Source organism: Marinicauda sp. Alg238-R41 (assembly GCF_947331485.1).
GTDB classification, from domain to species: domain Bacteria; phylum Pseudomonadota; class Alphaproteobacteria; order Caulobacterales; family Maricaulaceae; genus Marinicauda; species Marinicauda pacifica.
The window spans coordinates 244,393-267,600 of the sequence record NZ_CAMZOJ010000003.1; the positions used below are offsets into that span (position 1 = coordinate 244,393).

A 23,208-nucleotide genomic window follows, 5' to 3' on the forward strand; every position below is an offset into this window, starting at 1 on the left:
GGGCGGGCCACGCGCCTACCCAGCCGGTCCCCATCTTCCGATTGCCGGAGACATTATGAGCGCAACCATCCACCCCACCGCCGTTGTGGATCCGAAGGCACAGCTGGGCAGCGATGTCGAAATCGGCCCATTCTGCGTCGTGGGCCCCGACGTCACCCTGAAAGACCGGGTGAAGCTGCACGCCCACGTGGTGATCGAGGGACGCACCGAGGTGGGCGAGGACTGCGTCTTCTACCCGTTCGCGGTGATCGGCGGCGCGCCCCAGGACTTCAAGTTCAAGGGCGGGGATGTGCGACTGGTAATCGGGGACCGTAATACCTTCCGCGAGCATTGTACCGCTCATATGGGAACCGAGGCGGGCGGCGGCCTGACACAGCTTGGTCACGACGGCTACTTCATGGTCGGCGCCCACATCGCGCACGACTGCCGGGTCGGCAATAATGTGTGGTTTGCCAATAACGCGACCCTGGGCGGAGAAGTCAGCGTCGGCGATTACTGTATCCTGGGCGGGCTTTCCGCCATCCACCAGCGATGCCGCGTCGGGCGCTACGCCTTTATTGGCGGCGGAGCCGCGGTGACCGGCGAAGTCATTCCGTACGGCATGGTAGACAATCTGGGCTGGCTCGCCGGACTGAACCTGGTCGGCTTGAAACGCCGCGGCTTCAGCCGGGACCTGATCCACGACCTGCGCGCCGCCTACCGGATGATATTCGCCACCGAAGGCAAGTTCACCGAGCGGGTCGAGGATGCGGCCCGTCTGTTCGGGGAGCGCAAGGAAGTGATGGAGATCATCGATTTCATCCAGTCGCCCTCTGCGCGTCCGCTCTGCGGACCGGAACAGCGCTAGGCCATGATGTGGCACCGGCTCGGACTGATTGCCGGTGGGGGTGGCCTGCCCAAGGCCATCGCGAAGGCCTGCTCGCAGGACGAGCGTCTTGGTTGCGTCATCGCGCTTCAGGGGTTCGCCGACCCGGCTGACTTCCCCGGGGCGACCGTGCGAACGATCGCCCAGTTCGGGCATGCGATTTCTGACCTTCGCGAAGCGGGCTGCGACGCGGTATGCCTTGCCGGGGTCGTCAAGCGGCCGGATTTCTCGGCGCTCAAGCCCGATTGGGCGGGCGTAAAGCTGCTGCCGCGCGTGCTTTCGGCGGCGACGCGCGGAGACGATGCTCTTCTGCGAACCATCGTCGGCGCCTTCGAAGAAGCCGGTTTCACCGTGGTTGGAGCTCAGGAACTCACCGGTGGATTGCTTGCGGTCGAAGGTCCTTTGGGGCGGCTCGCGCTGAGCGAGGCTGATCGAGAGGACGCGCTCAAGGCCCTGGAAATCGCCGCGGCAACCGGCTCGCTCGATATCGGGCAGGGCGCAGTCGTCTGCGGCGGACTGGTCCTGGCAGTCGAAGCCCAGGAAGGCACGGACGAGATGCTCGCGCGGGTCGCGACGCTGCCTTCGAATATTCGCGGCCAGGCCGGGGCGCGCCGGGGCGTGCTGGCCAAGCGCCCCAAACCCACGCAGGAGTTGCGCGTCGACCTGCCCGTGATCGGCGTATCCACCGTCATTGGGGCCGCGCAGGCGGGGCTCGCGGGGATCGCGGTGATTGAGGGTGGGGCGCTGATCATCAACCCGGACGACGTCGCACGTGCGGCCGACGAGGCGGGCCTGTTCGTGGTCGTCCTGCCGAGCGACGAGGTCGAGACGCCATGAGCCGCTCCGGTCCGCCGCGAATCTTCGTTGTGGCTGCAGAGCCGTCAGGTGACCTGCTGGCGGCCGATCTCGTCCGCCATCTACGCCAGCTCCGGCCCGACGTCGCGGTCGCCGGAGTGGGCGGAAAAGCGCTCGCCCGGGAAGGGATAAACTCTCAGGTCGATACGGCAGACCTTTCGGTTCTGGGGATGTTTGACGGCTTCAAGATATTGAAGCTAGTTCATGAAAGAGCAGAAGAAACCGCCTTGGCGGCGAAGGAATTCGAGGCGGATGCCGCCATTCTGATCGACTCCTGGGGTTTCATGTTACGCGCGGCCTGGAAGCTGACCGAGCACGCCCCGGATACGCTCCGGATCAAGTATGTCGGGCCTCAAGTCTTCGCCACGCGGCCGGGGCGCGCGAAGGTGCTGGCCAGAACCGTGGATCATCTTCTGGGCATTCATCCGGTCGATCCCGACTATTTCGAGCCGGCCGGCCTGCCGACGACGTTCGTTGGCAATCCGGCCCTCGAGCGGATGAAGCCCGGTGACGGCGCGGCCTTCCGGAAGAAATACGGGCTGGCGGAGGACGAGCCGGTGCTGCTGGTTCTGTTCGGCAGCCGGCGGAGCGAGCTGGAACGGCTCTACGAGCCCTTTGCAGAGACCGTGGCGCGTGTGCGCAAGGACCGTCCCCGGGTGCGCGTCCTTACCGTGCTGTCTGACTCGATTGCGCAAGGTGTGCGAGACCGGATGGCCGGCGACGAACGCATGCAGGATGCGGTCATCGCTGCGGAGGAGGACCGGGAGGACGCGTTTTCCGCGGCCGACCTGGCTCTGGCCTGCTCGGGGACCGTGACGCTCGAGCTTGCGTCTCTGGGAGTGCCCACGCTGGCGGCCTATCGCCTCGGCTGGGCCAGCTGGGCGCTGGCCCGCTTCGTGCTGATGCGGTCGAAATATATCAGCCTGGTCAATATCGCGGCGGACGAGATGCTGATCCCGGAATTCGTCCAGACGCGCTGCCGGCCGGCCGAGCTGGCCCCGGCGCTTATCGAGCTGCTTGAGTCGCCTGAGCGCCGCGCAGAGCTATCGCGTCGACTGGTCGCCCAGACACAGCTCATGCGGGGCGGCGGCGGGTCGCCCGGCGAGAGGGCGGCGCGGATAATCCTCGATCTGATCGAGACGAGAAAAAAACCGGCGGCCTGAAAGCCGCCGGTTCTTCTCTGTGGTCAGAAAGCGCCGCCTAGCGCTTGGTAATCGGCACGTAGTCGCGGGCGGTTTCGCCGGTGAAGACTTGACGGGGACGGCCGATTTTCTGGCTCGGATCCTCGATCATCTCCGACCATTGCGCGATCCAGCCGGTGGTCCGGGCCAGAGCGAACAGCACGGTGAACATTTCGGTCGGGAAGCCCATCGCCTTCAGGGTGATGCCCGAATAGAAGTCGATATTGGGATACAGCTTCTTCTCGACGAAGTAGTCGTCCTCCAACGCGATCTTCTCAAGCTCCATGGCCACGGCGAGGAGCGGATCGTTCTTCACGCCGAGCTCGTCGAGCACGGCGTGGCAGGTCTCGCGCATCACCTTGGCGCGCGGATCGTAGTTCTTGTAGACGCGGTGACCGAAGCCCATCAGGCGGAACGGGTCGTCCTTGTCCTTGGCGCGCTTCACGTATTCGGGAATCTGGTCGACCGACCCGATCTCGCGAAGCATGTTGAGCGCCGCTTCGTTGGCACCGCCGTGAGCGGGCCCCCAGAGCGAGGCGATACCGGCGGCGATACAGGCAAACGGATTGGCCCCCGAGGAGCCGGCGAGCCGGACGGTCGAGGTCGAGGCGTTCTGCTCGTGATCGGCGTGCAGCGTGAAGATTTTGTCCATCGCCCGGGCCAGCGTCGGCGAGGGCTCGTAGTCCTCGGCCGGGACCGCAAAGCACATGCGCAGGAAGTTGGAGGCGTAGTCGAGGTCGTTGCGCGGCGAGATGAAGGGCTGGCCGACCGAGTATTTGTAGGCGCGTGCCGCAATCGTCGGCATCTTCGCGATCATGCGGTGCGCGCTGATCATGCGGGCTTCAGGATCGTTCACATCGGTGCTGTCGTGGTAGAAGGCCGCTAGGGCGCCGACCGTGCCAACCATGATCGCCATCGGGTGCGCGTCGCGGCGGAAGCCGCGGAAGAACTGGTCGATCTGATCGTGCAGCATGGTGTGCCGGCGGATCGTCCAGTCGAAGTCTTCAAGCTGTTGGGCGGTCGGCAGTTCGCCGTTCAGCAGGAGATAGGCCACCTCGACGAAGCTCGCATTGTCGGCCAGCTGATCGATCGGATAACCCCGGTAGAGCAGGGTGCCTTCGCCGCCGTCGATATAGGTGATCTGGCTTTCGCAGCTCGCTGTGGAGGTGAAGCCCGGATCGAAGGTGAAAACCCCGGCATTTTTGTACAACGTACGAATATCGATGACGTCCGGACCGACGGTACCGCCCAAAATCGGCAGGTCGATCGTCTTCCCGTTAATCGTCAGCTGGGCAGTGCCTTTTTCCTTGGCTTTGTTTTCCATCTCTCCAACCCCTTTTTCTGGCGCAGTTTGTTGCGGCGATTGGCCCTTCAGATAGGTTTGAAGGGCGTGGTTTTCTATAGCTGATCGTCGAGCCTGGACAGCGTCTCCTCGCGTCCCAGGACGGCAAGCACGAAACTCATATCCGGCGCCGGTGCTCCACCGGTCACTGCAGCGCGCAGCGGCATGCCGACCTTGCCGAATCCGACCGCTTCTTCCTCGGCAAAGCTCTTCAGACGGGCGTCCAGCCCCGCTTCACTCCAGTCGGCCTGGCCGGCGAGAACATCGCGCAGCCGGGACAGGCGCTCGCGTGCCTCGTCGTTCAGCGCCTTGGCCTGCTTTCCTTCAAGCTTGAAGGGACGCGGGCGCAAGAGAAACGCGGTCTGATCCTCGATCTCGGCCAGCGTCTTGGCGCGATCCTTGATCGTGCCCATGGCCTTGAAGACCCAGGCGCGTGCCGTGTCATCGGTACGCAGGTCTTCACGCCCCGCGATAGCATCCCAGAACAGATCGGCCAGGCGCGCATCGTCAGCCCGCTTCATGTGAAAGGCGTTCACGCTGGCCATCTTGTCGAAGTCGAGCCGGGCGGGAGCCTTGTTCAATCCGTCGAGATCGAAGGCCTCGACCATCTCCTCGTCGGTGAAGAGTTCCTGGTCACCCTTGGCCCAGCCCAGGCGAAGCAGATAGTTGCGCAGGCCCTCGGGCAGATAGCCCATGTCCCTGTAGGCTTCGACGCCGAGTGCGCCGTGACGCTTGGAGAGCTTCTTGCCGTCTGGACCGTGGATGAGTGGGATATGCGCGAAAACCGGCACATCCCAGCCCAGCGCCTGGTAGATTTGCGTCTGGCGCGCGGCATTGGTCAGGTGGTCGTCGCCGCGGATGATATGCGTCACGCCCATATCGTGGTCATCGACCACAACCGCGAGATTGTAGGTCGGCCCGCCATCATTGCGCAGAAGGATGAGATCGTCGAACTCCTTGGCGGCCCAGCTGACATCGCCCTGGACGGCATCCTCGATCTCGACGCCGTCCTCCGGTGCGCGAAAGCGAACAACGAAGGCGGCCCCGTCAGGCGCCTCCGACGGATCGCGGTCGCGCCAGGGAGAGCGCAGGGCCCGGCCTTCCGCGAAGGCCGTCTCCCGCAAGCTCTCGACCTCTTCGGGCGTGCAGTAACACTTGAATGCCTTGCCAGTCTGCAGCAGCTCGGTCGCCACGGCACGGTGGCGGTCTGCGCGCTCGAACTGGGAAACGACGTCTCCGTCCCAGTTCAGGCCCAGCCAGGTAAGCCCTTCCAGAATGGCCTCGACGGCTTCGTCGGTAGACCGGGCGCGGTCCGTGTCCTCGATCCTCAGTTTGAACTGGCCGCCGTGGTGGCGGGCAAACAAGGAACAGAACAATGCGGTGCGCGCCCCGCCAATGTGGAGAAAGCCGGTGGGCGAGGGGGCGAAACGGGTAATGACCTGAGTTGAATTCTGCACGTGCGAAATCTTGCTGCGCTGCGAGGTGGGCGCGATCATTAGCACGCCGGCCTCAAAAAGAGATAGTCTTCCAGTGAACTCTTTTGCGGGCAGGGCGCGCAATGACCCTTCTTCAGGTGGTGGACCGGGCCGTGACGCCCATGCGGTGTCGCACGCGGCGCGCTCTGCTCGGTTGGGCAAAAACCGCCTTTGATGCACCCGATCCACGCCGTCTCATCCTGTGGGCGCCGGTGGCCATCGGCGCCGGCGCGGCAGCCTATTTCGCGCTTCGAAGCGAGCCACCGCCCCAGACACCGGGGCTGGCGGTTGTGATCGCGATCCTGATCACGGTGTTGGCCGCACGCATGCACCGCCACCCGCGCGGTCTGGTTGCACTCATTCTTCTGGCATTGACGCTCACCGGGTTCGCGCTGGCTCAATGGCACGCGCAGAGCTTTGCGTCCGGCGCGGACCACGGCCGGGAACGCGCGCACGTTCTGGAGGGATGGATTGAGCGCGTCGAGCGATCGGGCACACGCGAGCGGCTCATTCTTCGCGTCACCGACATGGAGGGCAGCGAGACGCCGCCCCACCGGGTTCGCATCCGGACCCGGCTGGGGGAGCTGGAACCCGGTGACTTGGTCCGCGTCAATGCCGTGCTGGCTCCACCGGGAGGCCCGGCCGCCCCGGGCGGTTACGATCCGGCTCGTGCCGCCTGGTTCGACGCGATCGGCCTTACAGGGTTTGCGATTGCTCCACCTGAAGCGATCCTGTCGGGCGAGACGAGCGACCGGGCTGTGCGCGATTTCGTGCGATGGCGCTGGCGCCTCGCCGAGCGCATCCGTGATATGGGCGGCGAGGACACAGGCGGCCTGGCGGCAGCGCTCCTCACCGGAGACAGGTCCGGCGTCTCCCAGGCCCAGGCAGATGCCCTACGGGTGTCAGGCCTTGGACATATCCTCGCCATTTCGGGACTGCACATGGCGTTGGTGGCCGGCGGGATCTATTTTGCCGCGCGGTTCGCTTTCGCAGCCATCGTGCCGTTTGCCAGAGCCTACGATCCACGCAAACCCGCGGCGCTGATCGCGCTCACAGCCGCGCTCGCCTACCTCGTCGTTTCGGGCGCATCGGTTTCCACACAGCGGGCCTTCATCATGACCGCCGTGGTTCTGTTCGGCGTCATGCTCGACCGGCGCGCCTTTTCCTTCCGGTCCCTTTCCCTCGCGGCGCTCATTATCTTGGTGATGGCACCGGAAAGCGTGATCGAACCGGGTTTCCAGATGAGTTTCGCTGCGGTGGCGGCCTTGATCGCGGTCTTCGATTTGTGGACGCGGCTGCGCCGGGCGCCGATGCAGCCACCCGGCTGGGTAGCGCGCGCCTGGAACGGATTTGCGGGACTTGCCGCCACATCCCTGGTCGCCGGCATGGCGACCGGCGCCTTCGCGGCCTTCCACTTCCAACGCCTGGCGGCATACGGCTTCCTGGCCAATCTGGCCGCGATGCCGGTCTTCACCTTCTGGGTGATGCCCTGGGGCGTGGCGTCGCTCTTGCTGATGCCGGTCGGACTGGAAGCCGGGCCGCTTGCACTGATGGACGCCGGACTCCGCGTCGTGATGTGGGTGGCCAACGCCGCTGCGACGCGCGAGGGGGCCGCTATCGCGGTCAGCGCGGCGCCTGGCTTGACGGTGGCGCTCTACGGTCTCGGGTTCGCGCTGCTGACCATAGGCCGTGGCGCGGTTCGTCCTGCGGGTGCTGTGCTGATCGCGGCCGGATTCTCGGTCTGGAGCAGTGCAACGGCACCCGACATGCTGATCACGGAAAGCGGCGCGGCAATCGCGCGCTACGCGCCGGAAAACCCCGACGCCGAGGGCGAGGACAGGCAATGGCAGACCAATGACCGGCGGCGAGGGCGGTTCGATGCGCGCGTGTTTCTTCAGCGTGTCGGCGAAACCAATACCGCGCCGGCGGGAGCGGATTTGCGCTGTGACGCTCTTGGCTGCACGGGCCAGACCGTGGATGGGCTGGTCCTGGCCTTTCCGAACAGTGCACAGGCGCTGGAAGACGATTGCGCGCGCGCCGATATCATCGTGATCGATGTGACCGTCTCACCGTGGCTGACGCGGCGTTGCGCGGCGTTCGTTTTCGACAGCCGCGAACGCTCGCGCCTGGGCTCGACCGAATTCTGGATCCGTGACGGTCAGGTCATCCGCTTTCAGGGTGCGAATACGGCGCGGGGCTTACGTCCCTGGACGCCGCGGCCGGACGGCTAGCCTCCCGGCCCGAGCGCCTGGCATTCAAGGCTCTAGTGATAACGACGGATCAAGCCGACGAGCCGGCCCTGCACGCGAACGCGGTCCGGACCGAAAATACGCGTTTCATAAGCCGGGTTCGCCGCCTCAAGCGCAATGGAATTGCCCTTCTTGCGAAGGCGTTTGAGCGTTGCTTCCTGATCGTCCACTAGCGCCACGACGATCTCGCCGCTGCCGGCGGTATCGCACCGCCGGATCACCACGACATCGCCGTCGAGAATGCCGGCGTCGATCATCGAATCGCCGCTGACCTCAAGCGCGAAGTGCTCGCCTCCCGAAAGCATGTCGGGAGGGACGGGGAGGCGATCGGTTTCGTGTTGAATCGCTTCGATCGGCACACCAGCCGCAATACGTCCCAGAACGGGGACTTCCGAGGTCTGACTGCCGCGGTCCGATCGTCCGAAATCGGCCTGAACGACGTTGCCGGGTGCAGTGTCGGGACGGGACCCGGTCATTTCCGGCATTTTGAGAACTTCGAGGGCGCGCGCACGGTGGGGGAGCCGACGAATGAAGCCGCGCTCCTCCAGCGCGCTCACCAGGCGGTGAACGCCGGATTTCGAAGCCAGATTAAGGGCTTCCTTCATTTCGTCGAACGAGGGCGAGACACCATCGCGGCTCAAACGCTTATGGATGAAAACCAAAAGCTCGTGCTGCTTCTTGGTGAGCATGGACGTCCCCCTGCGGCTGGAACAAAAGCGGAAGTTATGCCGAATGTTCTATGCCTGTTCCATGCAGGCGTCAAGCCGCGTGGCGGACGCGGAGGGCTAGCCGAGGAGCTGGCGAGTCGCTTGGGTGACGTCGTCCTGCCGCATAAGGCTTTCACCGACCAGAAGCGCCCGCGCCCCGGCCGAGGCGACCCGCGAGACATCGTCCGGCGTGAAGATGCCGCTCTCGGCCACCAAGAGGGCCTGCGTCGGCGCGTGCGGCGCGAGCGATTCGAATGTCTCCAGACGCGTCTCGAAGGTGCGCAGATTGCGGTTGTTCACGCCCACCAGAGTGGCGCCGAGCTGATTGGCGCGTTCCATTTCCGCGCGGTCGTGAACCTCGACAAGCGCGTCCATGCCCCATCTGGCGGCCTCATCCATAAGGGTGCGCGCCGTGTCATCGTCGACCGCGGACAGGATGACGAGAATGCAATCGGCGCCGAGTGCGCGCGATTCGGCAATCTGCCAGCGCGTGTACATGAAGTCCTTGCGCAGGACCGGCAGGGAGACAGCGTCTCGCGCGGCCTGGAGGTAGGCATCCTCGCCCTGGAAGCTGGGCGTATCCGTCAGCACAGAGAGACAGGTCGCACCGCCGGCCTGATAGGCTCTGGCAAGTGCGGGCGGATCGAAGTCCTCGCGGATCAAACCCTTGGATGGGCTTGCTTTCTTGACCTCGGCAATCAGCGACGGGCGGCCATTGCGAGAGGCCAATTCAAGCGCCGAGGCGAAGCCGCGAACCGGCGGCGCCAGCTCTGCAGCGACGCAGACGGCCTCAAACGGCCGGTCAGTCTCGCGGTTGCGGACATCCTCGCGCTTGTACGCTTCAATTCGGGTCAGCACATCGCTCATCGGGTTTCCTCGTGAGTCACATCACTTAGCGTCTGCAGAGCGCCTCTCGCTTGGCCCTCATCGATCGAGCGCGCAGCGAGCGCAGCTCCCTCGGCCAGGTTCTCTGCTTTTCCGGCGAGGATCAGCGCAGCCGCCGCGTTCAGCAGCACGATATCGCGATAGGCCCCGGTCTCGCCATCGAGCAGACGGCGCAGCGCCTGGGCATTGTGCTGAGGATCGCCGCCTTTGAGCTCATCGAGCGAGGCCCGTCTCAGACCGGCATCCTCAGGGGTCACTGTGAACCGGCGTATCTGCCCTGTCGGCGTGAGTTCGGCCACAAGGCTCTCACCTGTTGTGGTCAATTCGTCGAGCCCGTCACTGCCGTGCACGATCCAGGCACGCTCGGCGCCGAGTCCGCGTAGAGCTTCGGCCATGGGCTCCAGCCAGCGTTCATCGAAAACCCCGAGAAGTTGACGCCTCGCGCCGGCCGGATTGGACAACGGACCCAGCAGATTGAAAATCGTACGTACTGCAAGTGTCTTGCGGGCCGGTCCGACATGGCGCACGGCACCGTGATGGGCCTGCGCGAAGAGGAAACCGACACGGGCCTCGCGCAGGGCCTTCTCCACCGATGGCACCGAGGCGAAGATATTCACGCCGATAGCTTCGAGGACCTCCGCCGAGCCGGATTTGGAGGATGCCGCCTTGTTGCCGTGCTTGGCGACGGTGGCGCCAGCGCCGGCTGCGACAAGGGCGGCCGCAGTCGAGATATTCCAGGTGCCGCGCGCATCGCCGCCCGTTCCGCAGGTGTCGATGGCGTCTTCAGGCGCGTGCACCGGCGTCATGCGTGACCGCATAGCCTCGGCGCCGACGATCAGGGCTTCGGGTGTCTCTCCGACGGCAGCAAGCCCGATCAGCAAACCGCCTATCTCGACCGGATCGGCCTCACCGTCCATCAGAGCATTGAAGGCTGCCTCCAGGGCAGACCGGTCCGGCGCGCGGCCGGCGGCCAGGGCCTGTATGGCGGGAGACAGCCGGCTCATGCCGGAATGGCAGCCGGCAGCCCGGCAAGCGTCAGGAAATTGGCCAGAATCTGGTGACCGCTCTGCGAGGCGATGCTCTCGGGATGGAATTGAACCCCGTGGATCGGCCGCGTCGGGTGAGACAGCCCCATGATCTCGCCGTCGGCCGTACGCGCGGTCACCTTGAGCGGACTGTCGGCTGACAGCTCGACTGCGAGAGAGTGGTAGCGCGTGCCCAGGAGCGGACGAGGCAGTTCATGGAACACGCCGGCACCCTCGTGCTCGATTTCGCTGGTCTTGCCGTGCATGATTTCACGCGCCTGGACGACCTTGCCGCCAAAGACCTGCCCGATCGCCTGATGGCCGAGGCACACACCGAATATTGGAAGTGTTTCCGAGGCGTTGCGGATCAGATCGAGGCAGATCCCGGCGCGGTCAGGATCGCAGGGACCCGGCGAGATCACCACCGCGGACGGCGACATGGCAAAGGCCTCGTTAACGCTGATCGCGTCATTACGAACCACCCGCACCTGGCTTCCCAACTGCTGGAAATAATGGACCAGGTTGAAGGTGAAGCTGTCGTAATTGTCGATGAGCAGGAGCATGAGACGTGGCCGACCCTTCCAGTGAACGAGGGGCGAAGTTAGGCGAGGCGCCGCCCCGCGCCAAGCTGGCCGACTCACGCTATGCAGCGTTCATGACTCAGACCGCTGCCTTTGCGCCACATCTGGGCGCGGCAATCGCCGCGGGCCTCCTGATCTGTTCCGGCCTGGCCTTCCAGGCCGGCGCGGAGGGCGCGGTCATGCGGCTAGAAGACAGCCTGGGCGGCCTTGCTGTGTCTGGTGATGCGCAAACGGCGACAAGCTCAGTCGCGCGAATTGCTAATCACGAAATAGTACCGATACCTACCGAATATACTTCGAGTTTCGATGGAACTGTGACGACAGTTCAGGATGCCGGGGATGCGTTCCTTCAGACTCCGACACTCGCCATCATCATCGACGATGTGGGGCTCGACCGCATGGCGACCGAACGCCTGCTGGCGCTTGATATCCCACTGACACTCGCCTTCCTGCCCTATGCAGACGCGACCCCGGAGCTGGCATTGGCGGCTCGGGCGGCGGGAAAGGATGTTTTCCTTCATCTGCCCATGGAGCCGGTTGGTCTGGACGATCCTGGGCCGCATGCGCTGGCGCGCCATCTGACAGCCGAGCAGATCGGCGAACGGGTCCGCTGGGCGCTGGCCCGCGTGCCGGGCGCAACCGGATTCAATAACCATATGGGCAGCCGGCTGACCTCGGACGCTGCGGCCATGGATGCGCTCTTCGCGCCGCTTTCGGGGCAGGGTCTGGTTTTTGTGGACTCGCTCACCAGCAGTGAAAGCGTGGCCGGCGACCGGGCTGCGCAAGCCGGGCTGAGGGCCTATCGCCGCGATGTCTTTCTCGACCATGAGATCGACGAAGAAGCAATCGATTCAGCGCTTTCGGACGCGCTTTCCCGTGCGCGCGAGACCGGATCGGCGATTGCCATCGGCCATCCGCACAGCGTGACCCTTGCTGCGCTGGAAGGGCTGGGCGCCCGCGCCGCCCGTGAAGGTGTTCAACTGGTGACCATCCGAGATCTCGCCGCTCGGGAAAGCTAGGCGAAGCGCCAGGCTTCCGCAGCGGCCCGGAACAGGGCACGGGCCTTGTTGACCGATTCCTGACGCTCGAGTTCGGGATCGGAATCCAGCACGACGCCGCCGCCTGCCTGCACATGCATCTGGCCGTTCTTCACGATGGCCGTCCGCAGGGCAATGCAGGTGTCGAGACCGCCGCCCGCGCCGAAATACCCCACTGCGCCGGCATAAATGCCGCGGCGGTGGGGCTCCAGTTCATCAATGATTTCCATCGCCCGGACCTTGGGGGCGCCAGAAACCGTACCTGCGGGGAAGCCGGCAAAGAGGGCTGAAACCGCATCCTCGCCGTCGGCCAAACGGCCTTCGACATTGGAAACCAGGTGCATGACCTGACTGTATCTCTCGATTATCTCCCTGTCGGTAACCGTTACCGAACCAGGAAGGCAGACGCGGCCCACGTCATTTCTCCCGAGATCCAACAGCATCAGATGTTCGGCCCGCTCCTTGGGGTCGGCGAGCAGGTCGCGCTCGTAGCGCGCATCGCTCTCCGGCGTCGAACCGCGCGGACGCGTCCCGGCGATCGGGCGCATCGTGACGATCCCGTCGCGCAGCCGGACCAGGATTTCCGGGCTGGACCCCACGATCTGGAAATTACCCAGATCGAAGTAGTAGAGAAACGGGGAGGGGTTGGTCCGGCGCAGCGACCGGTAGAGCGCAAAGGGCGGCAGGGTGTATGGCGCCGAGAAGCGCTGGCTGGGAACGACCTGGAAGATATCCCCGGCGCGGATGTAGTCGCGCGCACGCTGGACGCGCTCGTGAAACGCGGCGTCAGAGGTGTTCGACTGTGCGCTCGGCTCTTCGTCGCGGCGTTCGCCCTGGCGGTGGCCGGGCGAAGGGGAGTCCAGACGGTCGAACACCGCCTCGATGCGCCGGGTCGCCGCCTCGATGGACTCCTCCGGCGACACACCGTCGCGCGGCCGGATCGGCGCGGCGGCCATGATTTCCTGCGCGAGCGCATCGAACACGACCATGACGCGCGGCCGCATCAGCGTGGCTTCGGGCGTCTGCAGCGGATCGGGATCGGCGTGACCGGGCAGGGTTTCGACATGGCGCACCATGTCGTAGCCGAGATAGCCGAACAGCCCGGCCGAGAGCGGGGCCAGCCCGCTCGGCATGTCCAGGCGGGACTCGTCGATGAGCGCCTTGAGCGAGTCCAGCACGGGGACGTCCTGAGCGACGAACTCGTAGGGCTGCTGACCGGGCGCGGGGGCCCGGGCCAGCTCGGCCTTGCCGTCCCGGCAGCGCCAGATCAGGTCCGGATCGATCCCGATGGCCGAGTAGCGGCCGCGATAGGCGCCGCCCTCGACGCTTTCCAGCAGGAAGCTGTTCGTACCGGCGCCGGCACCCGCCAGCTTGAGGTAGGCGGAGACCGGCGTCTCCAGATCGTCCACGCGGCGCGCGGTCAGCAGGACCGGCTTGCCCTGGGCGAGAAGGCTGCGCGCCGTGGCCAGGTCAGGCGTGAATGCGGACATGAGGCGTGGTTCCGCGCGTTACGGGTTGGCGTTCGAGCGGCCCAGAGCCTGATCGATCAGGGTGGGGTTGCGTTCGATCTCATACGTTGTCAGCAGGTGGGTCCGGATCAGCTGGGACAGATCGCTTTCAAGACCGGCGGCGATGTCGGTGCGTGTCTCGTCCGTGGGGTCCAGGCTGGCCGGGGGCATGATCTCGCTCACGCGGGCCACGGCCCGGGTCCGCTGATCGCCCGCACGCGCCTCGAACACCTCGTTCTCGCCGGCCGCGAAGGCGCGGCGAACCAGGTCCTGATTGAACGGCCCGGCCGTTTCGGACCGGCGCAGTGTCGCGGTTTCCACTCGCGCGCCCTCGCCAAAGGAGTCGGCAATCGCGTTCAGGTCCTCGCCCGCTTCAAGCCGCGTCATCGCCTCGTCAGCGCGTTCCTGCAGCCGCTCGTCAACCGTGCGGAAGCGCCACAGCGTCTCCGCGCGCTCGCGGACCTCGGCCAGATCGGGGACGCGCGCGGGTTCGACCGCATCGACGCGCAGCACGAAATACCCGTTCTCGCCATACTCGGTGGGATCGGTCTCGAACCCTGCGGGAAACTCGAACGCGGCGGTCAGAATTTCCTCGTTATCGGCAAGGCTCCTGACCCGGACGCCATCGGCCGTCACGCCCGACTGCGACACGAAGTCGAAATACTCCACCGGAATGCCGGCCTGCGCCCCGGCCTGGTCGAGCGCCATGCCGCCGGCGCGGGCTTCATCGAGTTCGAAAATCTTGTCCAGAACCAGCTGCTCGGCCTGATCGAGCGCCAGCTCGGCACGCAGACCGGCGCGGGCCTGTTCGAAACCGGGCACCTGGGGATCGTTCGCCGCATCGATCAGCACAACGCGCCAGCCGAGCCGGGCCTCCACCGCGACCGCCTCGTTCGCGCCGGCCTCGAAAGCTGCATCGGCCACGGCGCTCTGGGGAATTTCGTAGGCCTGAACTTCGGTGAGTTCCACCGGCTCGCCCAGACCGAATTCGGCGGCGACCTCGGCCGGATCGGTCCCGGCATTGAGCGCCGCGGCCGCGCTTTGCGCCGTGGCCTCGTCGGGCGCATTCCACTGGCGCAGCGAGCGTGTGGAGGGATCGGCAAGCTCGCCATTCTCCAGCCGGATTTCGTAGAGATTGCGCAGATCGTCTTGGGCGACCTCGATGTCGCGCATCATCAGTTCCGGCGAAACGCGCGCCAGCGTGATCCGGCGGAGCTCGGGACGCTGGAAAGCCTGCGGCGTTTCGTCGATCAGGGTCTGAAGTTCTTCATCGGTCGGTGCAGGCAGGTCGCCGGCCAGGGCAGGCGAGAGGAAGAGGGCGTCGACCGACCGACGCTCGCCCTCATAGGCCAGGCGCGCCGTTGCCATCGTGTCGGGAACGGCCAGCCCGGTCAGCAGGGGCAGCACCAGCTGCGTCCGCATCAGGTCCCCGCGAACGCTGTCTTCAAACTCGGTCTCGCTGTAGTTCGCGTTCGAGAGGGCCTGGCGATAGGCTTGACGGTCGAAGCGGCCGGTAAACGGATTGCTGAACGCCTCGATCGTCTGAATGCCGGCGCGCACTTCTTCGTCGGACACGCCGAGACGCAAGTCGTCCGCCTTGGCTTCAATCGCGGCCTGATCGATGAGGCGGCCGAGAACACGGTCGGGCAGACCCGCCTGTTCTGCCTGCTCTCGGGTCACGCCCGGGTTCTGGGTCTGGATGTTGCGCAGCTCACGTTGATAGGCGGTGCTCAGCTCCCGGGCGCTGATCGTTTCGCCGCCCACGGTGGCCGCCGATGTGGGCGAGACACGGAAGACGTCAGTCACCCCGAACAGGGCGAACGCGGCCAGCAGCGGCACGATGATGATCAGGACGGCGAAAGGCGAGCGGGTGAGCGAACGAATGGCGGCAAGCATGAAGAATCAGGGCGCTGGGGCAGCGCCTCCCCCGGAATACGGTTGCAATTGCGCGCGAACCTAGCCGCCTCGCGGTTGGCCAGCAAGCGGGCGCTGCCGGTTCAGGGCATGCGTTGCCCGTTCGCGGCCACGCTGCTATCGCTGACGCCTTCAATCGCAATGGTGAGGAGCAGACGGTGCGGCGCACGCTAATCGCAGGAAACTGGAAGATGCACGGCCTGACCGCCGACCTGAGCTGGGTCGAGGCCTTCCACCGCGCCGCCAATCCCAACGCGCCCTGCGACGTACTGGTCTGTCCACCCTTCACCTTGCTTGCGGCCTTCGCGGCGCGCTGCACCGACAAGGCGATCGAGGTCGGGGCGCAAGATTGCGGACCGGCCGTCACGGGCGCCTACACCGGAGACGTGTCTGCGCAAATGGTCGCGGATTGCGGTGCGCGATACGTGATTACGGGCCATTCCGAGCGGCGGGCCGGGCACGGGGAAACCAGCGAGGCGGTTCGCACCAAGGCTGATGCGGCGTTGAGCGCGGGCCTGATCCCGATCATCTGCGTGGGCGAGACGCTGGAGGATCGCGAGGCGGGCAGGGCCGAAGATGTGGTCAGCGCGCAGCTGCACGGCAGCGTGCCGGAGTCGATCACGGGAGCGGATGTGATCGTGGCCTATGAACCGGTGTGGGCGATCGGCACGGGCCGGTCGGCAAGTGCGGAGGACGCGCAGTCCATGCACGCGCACATTCGCGAGATCTGGTCGCGCGGGCGCCCGGAGGCATTGCGGATACTCTATGGCGGTTCGGTCAAGCCGGACAACAGCGCGGAAATCCTGGCCGGGGCTGACGTTGACGGGGCGCTGATCGGCGGCGCAAGTCTGGACCCGGAATGTTTTGCATCAATTGTTAACTCTGTCCGGTAAGGCGATTTTCACCTGTTCTGCGAATACTGCGTTGAAGAAACATGCAGAAAGCAGACGGGGTGTTGAATGGCGGGCATTGATTACAAAAAGGCGTCCGCGGTCATTTTCGACCCGGTGCACGTCAATCTGAGAACCACGCGGTACGCGCTTCACGAGATCGGATTTCGCGAGATCGAAAGCATCGGTTCTCTGGCCGAAATGCGCCGCCGGATCGACGAAAAGCCGGCTCATCTCATCGTGCTCGAAACCTCACAGAACGAAGCAGAAGTCTTTCGCCTGGTCCGGGCGATCCGCTCGGGCGAGGTGGGCGGCAACGCGTTCATGGCGATTCTGCTGACCTGCTGGGTGCGCGACGGGAATATCCTGAAGCAGGCCATCGGCTCGGGCGCAGACGACGTGATCATTCGTCCGTTCTCCACCAGTTTTGTCGAGGAGCGTATCCGCACCCTGGTCAAGGCGCGCAAACCCTTCATCGTGACCAGCGACTATATCGGGCCGGACCGCCGGCGCGACGACCAGCGCGGAAGTGGCAGCGTAAAGGCGATCGAGGCGCCCAACACGCTCAAAGTCGCCGTTGAGGGCGACGAAGAGGCGATGCACCAGGCGGCGGCGTGGATTCACGAGGCGCAGCAGACGGTCGAAAGCGAGCGGGTGCGCCGTTTGTGCATGCGCATCGTCGTGGGCATGGAAGCGGCCGTGCGCGAGCGCCAGGCCGGACGCACAGCCCAGATCGATTTCACCGACCTGGAACGGACCGGCAAGGAATTGCGCATGCGCCTGGCCAAGGCACGGGCGCGCGAAGCGTGCCGGGTTGCCCAGGCGCTCGCCGAGGTCATCGTGTCGCTACAGACCGAAGAAGGCTTCAGCCGCTCCAATCTCGGCCTGGCCAAGGAGCTGGCCATGGGGGCCTACGCGGCCTTTGTGGGCGGCGACGATGCCAGCGGGATTCCGGGCGCGGGCGAAGAAATCGAACGCACTGTCGAAGCCTTGCGCAAGCGCATGGTGGTCCAACAGCAGAATGACGGTGGCGCAGAGGACGACGCTGAGCTAAAACGCGCGGCCAGCTAGACGCCGGACCGCTCGGGCCCGGCAGGTTCCAACGCGTAAAGCGAGCGTCATGACGACTGTTCTTCTCATCGTGCACCTTCTGGTGGCCTCGGCTCTGGTCGCGGTCATCCTCATGCAGCGTTCCGAAGGCGGAGCGCTGGGTATCGGCGGTGGCGGGCCGGGCGGCATGATGAGCGGACGCGGCGCGGCCAATCTGATGACGCGCCTGACGATGATTCTCGGCGCCATCTTCGTCGCGAACTCGGTTTTGCTGGCGATCGTGTCGGGTATCGACTCGACCGGACGTTCGGTTTTCGACGAGGAGCGCATCGAGCAGGATGGCGATTCGATCGAGGGCCTGTTCGGCGACGCGTTCAGCGGTTCGGGCTCCGAAACCGGCGACGAGGACGTTCCCCAGTTTCCCGCCGAGGACAGCCCGGCAGGCCAGTCGCCTGAAGTTCCAGGCGACGTCCCGGCCGAAGATCCCAGTGCCGAGACCGAAGAGCCTGCGGTTCCCGGCGACCGCTAGGCGGTCTGCTTTCGCGTCATCAACTGAGTTTTTGTGGCGGCAAGCAGGCTTGCCGCTTCCGCCCTTCGTGATTCTGCGCTAATCCGAGTGCCCATGCCGCGATATATTTTCATCACAGGCGGCGTGGTCTCCTCGCTTGGAAAAGGCCTCGCCTCAGCCGCCCTCGGAGCTCTGCTCCAGGCCCGTGGATACAAGGTCCGTCTGCGCAAGCTGGACCCGTATCTCAACGTCGACCCGGGTACGATGTCGCCCTACCAGCACGGTGAGGTCTTTGTTACCGAGGACGGGGCGGAAACCGATCTGGATCTGGGTCATTACGAGCGCTTTACCGGCGTCAATGCCGCCCAGAGCGACAATGTGACGACCGGGCGTATCTATTCCCAGATCATCGAACGGGAACGCCGCGGCGACTATCTGGGCGCCACGGTGCAGGTCATTCCCCACGTCACCGACTCGATCAAGAAATTCGTCCTGTCCGACGCCGGCGATGTCGATTTCGTGCTGTGCGAGATTGGCGGAACCGTCGGCGACATCGAGGGCCTGCCTTTCTTCGAGGCGATTCGCCAGCTCGGCCAGGAGCTCGGCCGCGATCAGGTAATCTTCATTCACGTGACGCTGCTGCCCTTCATCAAGGCGGCCGGCGAGATGAAGACCAAGCCGACCCAGCACTCGGTCAAGGAATTGCGCTCGATCGGCATCCAGCCCGACGTGCTGCTGTGCCGCTGCGAGATTCCGATCGATCCGGGCGACAAGCGCAAGATCGCGCTGTTCTGCAACGTGCCGGAGAATGCCGTCATCGAGGGGCGCGATGCGTCCTCGCTGTATGACGTGCCGCTGGAATACCACGCGCAGGGCTTCGACCGGGTCGTGCTGGAGCGTTTCCGCATCGACGATGCGCCCGAGCCCGACCTGACGCGCTGGCTGGACATCTCGCGCGTCGTTGCGGCGCCGGACGGGGAAGTCACGATTGCCATCGTGGGCAAGTATACCGTCCTGATGGACGCCTATAAGTCGCTGATGGAGGCGCTCGTCCATGGCGGCATCGCCAACGGCGTGAAGGTGAAACTGCGCTGGCTGGACTCCGAACAGTTCGAGCAGCCCGATTCGTTCGGCGCGCTGGAAGACGTGCACGGCATCCTGGTGCCGGGCGGCTTTGGCGAGCGCGGCGCGGAAGGCAAGATCGCGGCGGCGCGGTTCGCGCGTGAGCGCAAGATTCCCTATTTCGGCATCTGCTACGGCATGCAGATGGCGGTGCTGGAAGCGGCCCGGAACCTGGCGGGGATCGAGGATGCGACGAGCTCCGAATTTGCCGCCGAAGGTACCCACCTGGTCGGCCTGCTGACCGAGTGGCTGAAGGGCAATGCGTTGCAGCGCCGCTCGGCCGAGGGCGATCTGGGCGGGACGATGCGCCTGGGCGCCTATCCGGCGAGCCTGGTCGAAGGCACAAGGGTGCGCGAGATCTATGGCGCGGCGGAGATTTCGGAACGCCATCGCCACCGCTACGAGGTCAATATCGACTATCGCGAGCGTCTGGAGCGGGCCGGGCTGGTGTTCTCCGGACTGTCGCCGGACGGCATCCTTCCCGAGATCGTGGAATACGCCGACCATCCCTGGTTCATCGGTGTGCAATTCCACCCCGAATACAAGTCGCGACCGTTCGAGCCCCATCCGCTGTTTTCAAGCTTCATCTCCGCCGCGATGGAGCATTCGCGGCTGGTGTAGGTGAAGAGTTGCCTTGGCGGGCGGTTTTCTGTATAGCCGCGCCTTCACATCGCCGGTGAACACCGCGCGATTTCCGATTTTGAGTCGTTTGCAAGTGGAGAGACCCGATGGCGGTCCCTAAGAGAAAAACCACCCCGTCGAAGCGCAACATGCGCCGGTCCCATGACGCGATCGGCAGCACGGCGTATGTCGAGGACAAGGATAGCGGCGAACTGCGCCGTCCCCACCATGTCGATCTGAAAAGCGGCATGTATCGCGGCAAGCAGATCCTCGAGCCGAAAGACGACTGAGCCTTTTTCCAAGGCTCAATGTTTTTAAAAACCCCGCGCGAGAGATCGCGCGGGGTTTTTCGTGCGTGCCGGTCGAGCTCTGAAACCTGCGGCCGACCCAGAGGGCCGAGCCGGGATTTCAGCGTATGAATGTGAAGTCGGCCGGGGCTTCCCCCGCTTCGAACGCTCGTCTATGAAGCGCGCAAATCCTTCCCTTGCTCAGCAGGAACGCCTCCATGACCGCCATCGTCGATATTCTCGCCCGTGAAATTCTCGATAGCCGGGGCAATCCCACGGTCGAAGTCGACGTGATGCTGGAAGACGGCTCGCTGGGCCGCGCTGCGGTTCCCTCGGGGGCCTCTACCGGGGCGCACGAGGCCGTCGAGAAGCGCGACGGGGATGCGCGCTATAACGGCAAGGGTGTGCGCCAGGCCGTCAACGCGGTCGAGGGCGAGATCTTCGACGCACTGGCCGGCTTTGATGCCGAGGAACAGCGCCATATCGACGAGGTTCTGATCGGGCTGGACGGGACGGAGAACAAGTCGCGTCTCGGCGCCAACGCGATGCTGGGCGTGTCGATGGCGGTGGCCAAGGCGGCGGCCCAGGCGGTCAACCTGCCGCTCTACCGCTATGTCGGCGGCGTGAATGCGCGCCAGCTGCCGACCCCGATGATGAATATCATCAATGGCGGCGCGCACGCCGACAATCCGATCGACTTCCAGGAATTCATGATCATGCCGGTCGGCGTGGAGAGCTTTGCCGAGGCGGTGCGCTGCGGCTCTGAGATCTTCCACGCGCTGAAAAAGCGTCTCAAGCAGGACGGCCAGAACACCAATGTCGGCGATGAGGGCGGGTTTGCGCCCGACCTGAAGAGCGCGGAAGCCGCGCTGGACGCCATCATGAAGGCCACCGAGGACGCAGGCTACGCGCCGGGCGAGGATGTCGCGCTCGCTCTCGATGTGGCCTCGACCGAGTTCTTCAAGGACGGCCAGTACGTGCTGGAAGGCGCGGGCGTGACGCACAAACCCGAAGCGTTCGGCAGCTATCTGAAGAAACTGGTGGCCGATTATCCGATCCTCTCCATCGAGGACGGCATGGCCGAAGACGACTGGGAGGGCTGGGTCGCGCTGACCGAAGCGCTCGACGGGGAATGCCAGCTCGTCGGCGACGACCTGTTCGTGACCAATCCCAAGCGCCTGTGGCGCGGCATCCAGGAGGGCGCGGCGAACGCGATCCTGGTCAAGGTCAACCAGATCGGCACGCTCTCGGAGACGCTGGATGCCGTCGAAATGGCATTGCGCGCCGGCTATGGCGCGGTGATGAGCCACCGCTCGGGAGAGACCGAGGACGCGACCATTGCCGACCTGGCGGTGGCCACGAACTGCGGACAGATCAAGACCGGCTCGCTGGCCCGCTCCGACCGGACGGCGAAGTATAACCAGCTGCTGCGCATCGAAGCCGAGCTGGGCTCGACCGGGCTCTATGCCGGGCGCCGGGCCATCGCGGCGGCCTGAATGCGGCCGGGCGACTGACATTGCCCGAATCGCAACTGAGGCCTGCAAGGCGCTTCTAACTCTTCCTTTACGCTACGCCGGGTAAGGTTTGCCCACGATCCGCAGAAATGGCGGACGGTGGATGGGATGGTCTGATGAAGCTGAAGCGCTTCGCTCCGACTCTCGCGCTGGCAAGCGCTATCGCCTATCTGGGCTATCACGCCCTGGAAGGCGATCAGGGTCTGTACAGCTATATGGTGACCCAGTCGCGCATTGCGGAAACGCAGGCCGAGCTCGAGCTGGCTCAGGTTGAGCGCCGCGACCTGGAAGATCGCGTGGCGCGGCTATCCCCTGACCAGGGTGCACTCGACCTGGACTATGTCGAAGAGCGTGCGCGTGAAGTGCTGAACTTCGCGCATCCTGATGAAATCATTATAAAAATCGAACCGCAGCGCGTACGCTACTAAGCGTCTCCGACACTTATTTCGCAAGCGCAGCAATCCTTTTGCCGCTTTACCTGCCGGGCTGATCCCTGTTAAGTCCGGGCGGAACTCAGACAGGGAGCGCGACTTATTGTTCGCGTGCGAAATATGGCGAGCAAGAGCTCTTCCTCCTCCTCTACCTCCTCCGCATCGAAGAAGTCGTCCGGCGCGTCGAAGAAGCTGACGGTCGAGAAGGACCAGATGCTGTCCTGGTACAAGGACATGCTGCTGATCCGCCGGTTCGAGGAGAAGGCCGGCCAGCTTTACGGCATGGGCCTGATCGCGGGCTTCTGCCACCTCTATATCGGCCAGGAAGCGGTCGTTGTCGGCGTGCAGGGCGCGCTTGAAGAGGGCGACCAGGTCGTCACCGGTTACCGCGATCACGGCCACATGCTGGCCACCGGCATGGACCCGAACGGGGTCATGGCCGAGCTGACCGGGCGCGAGGGCGGCTATTCGCGCGGCAAGGGCGGCTCCATGCACATGTTCAGCCGGGACAAGAACTTCTTCGGCGGTCACGGCATTGTCGGCGCGCAAGTGCCCATCGGCACCGGCCTCGCCCTGTCGAACCAGTACAAGGAGAACGGCAAGATCTCCGTGACCTATTTCGGTGACGGCGCGGCCAACCAGGGCCAGGTCTATGAGAGCTTCAACATGGCCAAGATCTGGGACCTGCCGGTCGTCTACGTGATCGAGAACAATCAGTACGCCATGGGCACGAGCGTGAAGCGCTCGAGCTCCGAGACCCATCTCTACAAGCGCGGCGTGTCGTTCAACATTCCCGGCGAGGAAGTCGACGGGATGGACGTGGTGGCCGTGAACGAGGCCGCGGCCAAGGCCGCCGAGCATGCGCGCTCGGGCAACGGGCCGTACATTCTGGAGATGAAGACATACCGCTATCGCGGTCACTCCATGTCCGACCCGGCCAAATACCGCACGCGCGAGGAAGTCGACGATATCCGCTCGCACTCCGACCCCATCGAAGGCGCGAAGAAGAAAATCCTCGAAGCCGGCTATGCCGACGAGGACGCGCTGAAGAAGATGGACAAGGAGATCAAGGAGATCGTTTCGGACTCCGCGGACTTTGCCCGCGAGAGCCCGGAGCCGAACCCGGACGAGCTCTATACCGACGTTCTGATCGAGGGGTAG

Annotated in this window: 21 protein-coding genes; 13 read left to right on the plus strand and 8 right to left on the minus strand. The window is 64.8% G+C overall.

All coding sequences use genetic code 11. The features are described from left to right. Positions 1-55 precede the first annotated feature (55 nt). From lpxA to lpxB, 3 genes are read left to right on the plus strand one after another with little or no spacing between them, the layout of a single operon-like run. On the plus strand, positions 56-847 hold the full coding sequence (gene lpxA / locus PGP17_RS13150; protein ID WP_135943651.1) for an acyl-ACP--UDP-N-acetylglucosamine O-acyltransferase: 792 nt from the start codon (positions 56-58) through the stop codon (positions 845-847). 3 nt (positions 848-850) lie between these two features. Then, entirely contained in the window at positions 851-1,702 is an 852-nt protein-coding gene (locus PGP17_RS13155) for an LpxI family protein (protein WP_270375806.1), read from the plus strand. Next, positions 1,699-2,883, plus strand: a complete 1,185-nt coding sequence (gene lpxB / locus PGP17_RS13160; RefSeq protein WP_270375807.1) for a lipid-A-disaccharide synthase — start codon at positions 1,699-1,701, stop codon at positions 2,881-2,883. The genes PGP17_RS13155 and lpxB overlap by 4 nt, the downstream gene beginning before the upstream one ends. 37 nt (positions 2,884-2,920) lie before the next feature. Here the strand turns inward: lpxB and gltA are convergent, their stop codons facing one another. Next, positions 2,921-4,225 (minus strand): citrate synthase, encoded by a 1,305-nt coding sequence (gene gltA, locus PGP17_RS13165; protein WP_270375809.1) that lies wholly within the window; start codon positions 4,223-4,225, stop codon positions 2,921-2,923. A 74-nt stretch (positions 4,226-4,299) separates the two neighbouring features. Beyond that, entirely contained in the window at positions 4,300-5,739 is a 1,440-nt protein-coding gene (gene gltX / locus PGP17_RS13170; RefSeq protein ID WP_442915161.1) for a glutamate--tRNA ligase, read from the minus strand. A 62-nt stretch (positions 5,740-5,801) separates the two neighbouring features. Between gltX and PGP17_RS13175 the strand changes: the two genes are divergently transcribed. Then, a complete protein-coding gene (locus PGP17_RS13175; protein ID WP_270375812.1) occupies positions 5,802-7,949 on the plus strand; it encodes a ComEC/Rec2 family competence protein in 2,148 nt (715 codons plus the stop codon). Positions 7,950-7,981: 32 nt separating this feature from the next. Here PGP17_RS13175 and lexA read toward each other — a convergent pair whose 3' ends face one another. The 4 genes from lexA to PGP17_RS13195 all read right to left on the minus strand — a co-directional run bounded on the left by lexA (position 7,982) and on the right by PGP17_RS13195 (position 11,147). Continuing rightward, positions 7,982-8,656 (minus strand): transcriptional repressor LexA, encoded by a 675-nt coding sequence (lexA, locus tag PGP17_RS13180; protein ID WP_135943657.1) that lies wholly within the window; start codon positions 8,654-8,656, stop codon positions 7,982-7,984. A 96-nt stretch (positions 8,657-8,752) separates the two neighbouring features. Next, complete coding sequence (trpC, locus tag PGP17_RS13185) at positions 8,753-9,541, minus strand: indole-3-glycerol phosphate synthase TrpC (RefSeq protein WP_270375814.1); 789 nt, start codon at positions 9,539-9,541, stop codon at positions 8,753-8,755. Continuing rightward, entirely contained in the window at positions 9,538-10,563 is a 1,026-nt protein-coding gene (gene trpD, locus PGP17_RS13190; protein WP_270375815.1) for an anthranilate phosphoribosyltransferase, read from the minus strand. Before trpD ends, trpC begins: the two co-directional genes overlap by 4 nt. Then, positions 10,560-11,147, minus strand: coding sequence for an anthranilate synthase component II (locus tag PGP17_RS13195; RefSeq protein ID WP_270375816.1), 588 nt, complete (start codon positions 11,145-11,147; stop codon positions 10,560-10,562). The genes trpD and PGP17_RS13195 overlap by 4 nt, the downstream gene beginning before the upstream one ends. A 92-nt stretch (positions 11,148-11,239) precedes the next feature. Between PGP17_RS13195 and PGP17_RS13200 the strand changes: the two genes are divergently transcribed. After that, positions 11,240-12,184: a divergent polysaccharide deacetylase family protein gene (locus PGP17_RS13200; protein ID WP_270375817.1), complete on the plus strand. Its 945-nt coding sequence runs from the start codon at positions 11,240-11,242 to the stop codon at positions 12,182-12,184. On the opposite strand, the gene trpE is transcribed toward PGP17_RS13200, so the two are convergent. Both trpE and PGP17_RS13210 read right to left on the minus strand, forming a co-directional pair. Further along, on the minus strand, positions 12,181-13,692 hold the full coding sequence (trpE, locus tag PGP17_RS13205) for an anthranilate synthase component I (RefSeq protein ID WP_270375818.1): 1,512 nt from the start codon (positions 13,690-13,692) through the stop codon (positions 12,181-12,183). The genes PGP17_RS13200 and trpE overlap by 4 nt on opposite strands. Positions 13,693-13,710: 18 nt before the next feature. After that, a complete protein-coding gene (locus tag PGP17_RS13210) occupies positions 13,711-15,606 on the minus strand; it encodes a peptidylprolyl isomerase (protein WP_270375819.1) in 1,896 nt (631 codons plus the stop codon). A gap of 176 nt (positions 15,607-15,782) precedes the next feature. Between PGP17_RS13210 and tpiA the strand changes: the two genes are divergently transcribed. The 8 genes from tpiA to pdhA all read left to right on the plus strand — a co-directional run bounded on the left by tpiA (position 15,783) and on the right by pdhA (position 23,208). Beyond that, positions 15,783-16,517: a triose-phosphate isomerase gene (gene tpiA / locus PGP17_RS13215; protein ID WP_270375820.1), complete on the plus strand. Its 735-nt coding sequence runs from the start codon at positions 15,783-15,785 to the stop codon at positions 16,515-16,517. Positions 16,518-16,583: 66 nt separating this feature from the next. Further along, positions 16,584-17,585, plus strand: coding sequence for a response regulator receiver protein (locus PGP17_RS13220; protein WP_135943665.1), 1,002 nt, complete (start codon positions 16,584-16,586; stop codon positions 17,583-17,585). Between the two features lie 49 nt (positions 17,586-17,634). Next, positions 17,635-18,093 (plus strand): preprotein translocase subunit SecG, encoded by a 459-nt coding sequence (gene secG / locus PGP17_RS13225; RefSeq protein ID WP_135943666.1) that lies wholly within the window; start codon positions 17,635-17,637, stop codon positions 18,091-18,093. Between the two features lie 93 nt (positions 18,094-18,186). Further along, positions 18,187-19,815, plus strand: coding sequence for a CTP synthase (locus tag PGP17_RS13230; RefSeq protein ID WP_270375822.1), 1,629 nt, complete (start codon positions 18,187-18,189; stop codon positions 19,813-19,815). Positions 19,816-19,922: 107 nt separating this feature from the next. Next, positions 19,923-20,105: a 50S ribosomal protein L32 gene (rpmF, locus tag PGP17_RS13235; protein ID WP_135943668.1), complete on the plus strand. Its 183-nt coding sequence runs from the start codon at positions 19,923-19,925 to the stop codon at positions 20,103-20,105. A gap of 215 nt (positions 20,106-20,320) precedes the next feature. Further along, on the plus strand, positions 20,321-21,598 hold the full coding sequence (gene eno / locus PGP17_RS13240; RefSeq protein ID WP_270375823.1) for a phosphopyruvate hydratase: 1,278 nt from the start codon (positions 20,321-20,323) through the stop codon (positions 21,596-21,598). Positions 21,599-21,705: 107 nt separating this feature from the next. Continuing rightward, positions 21,706-22,044 carry an FtsB family cell division protein gene (locus PGP17_RS13245; RefSeq protein ID WP_270375824.1) on the plus strand — a complete coding sequence of 113 codons (339 nt, stop codon included), beginning with the start codon at positions 21,706-21,708 and terminating at the stop codon, positions 22,042-22,044. A gap of 123 nt (positions 22,045-22,167) precedes the next feature. Continuing rightward, positions 22,168-23,208: a pyruvate dehydrogenase (acetyl-transferring) E1 component subunit alpha gene (pdhA, locus tag PGP17_RS13250; RefSeq protein WP_270375825.1), complete on the plus strand. Its 1,041-nt coding sequence runs from the start codon at positions 22,168-22,170 to the stop codon at positions 23,206-23,208.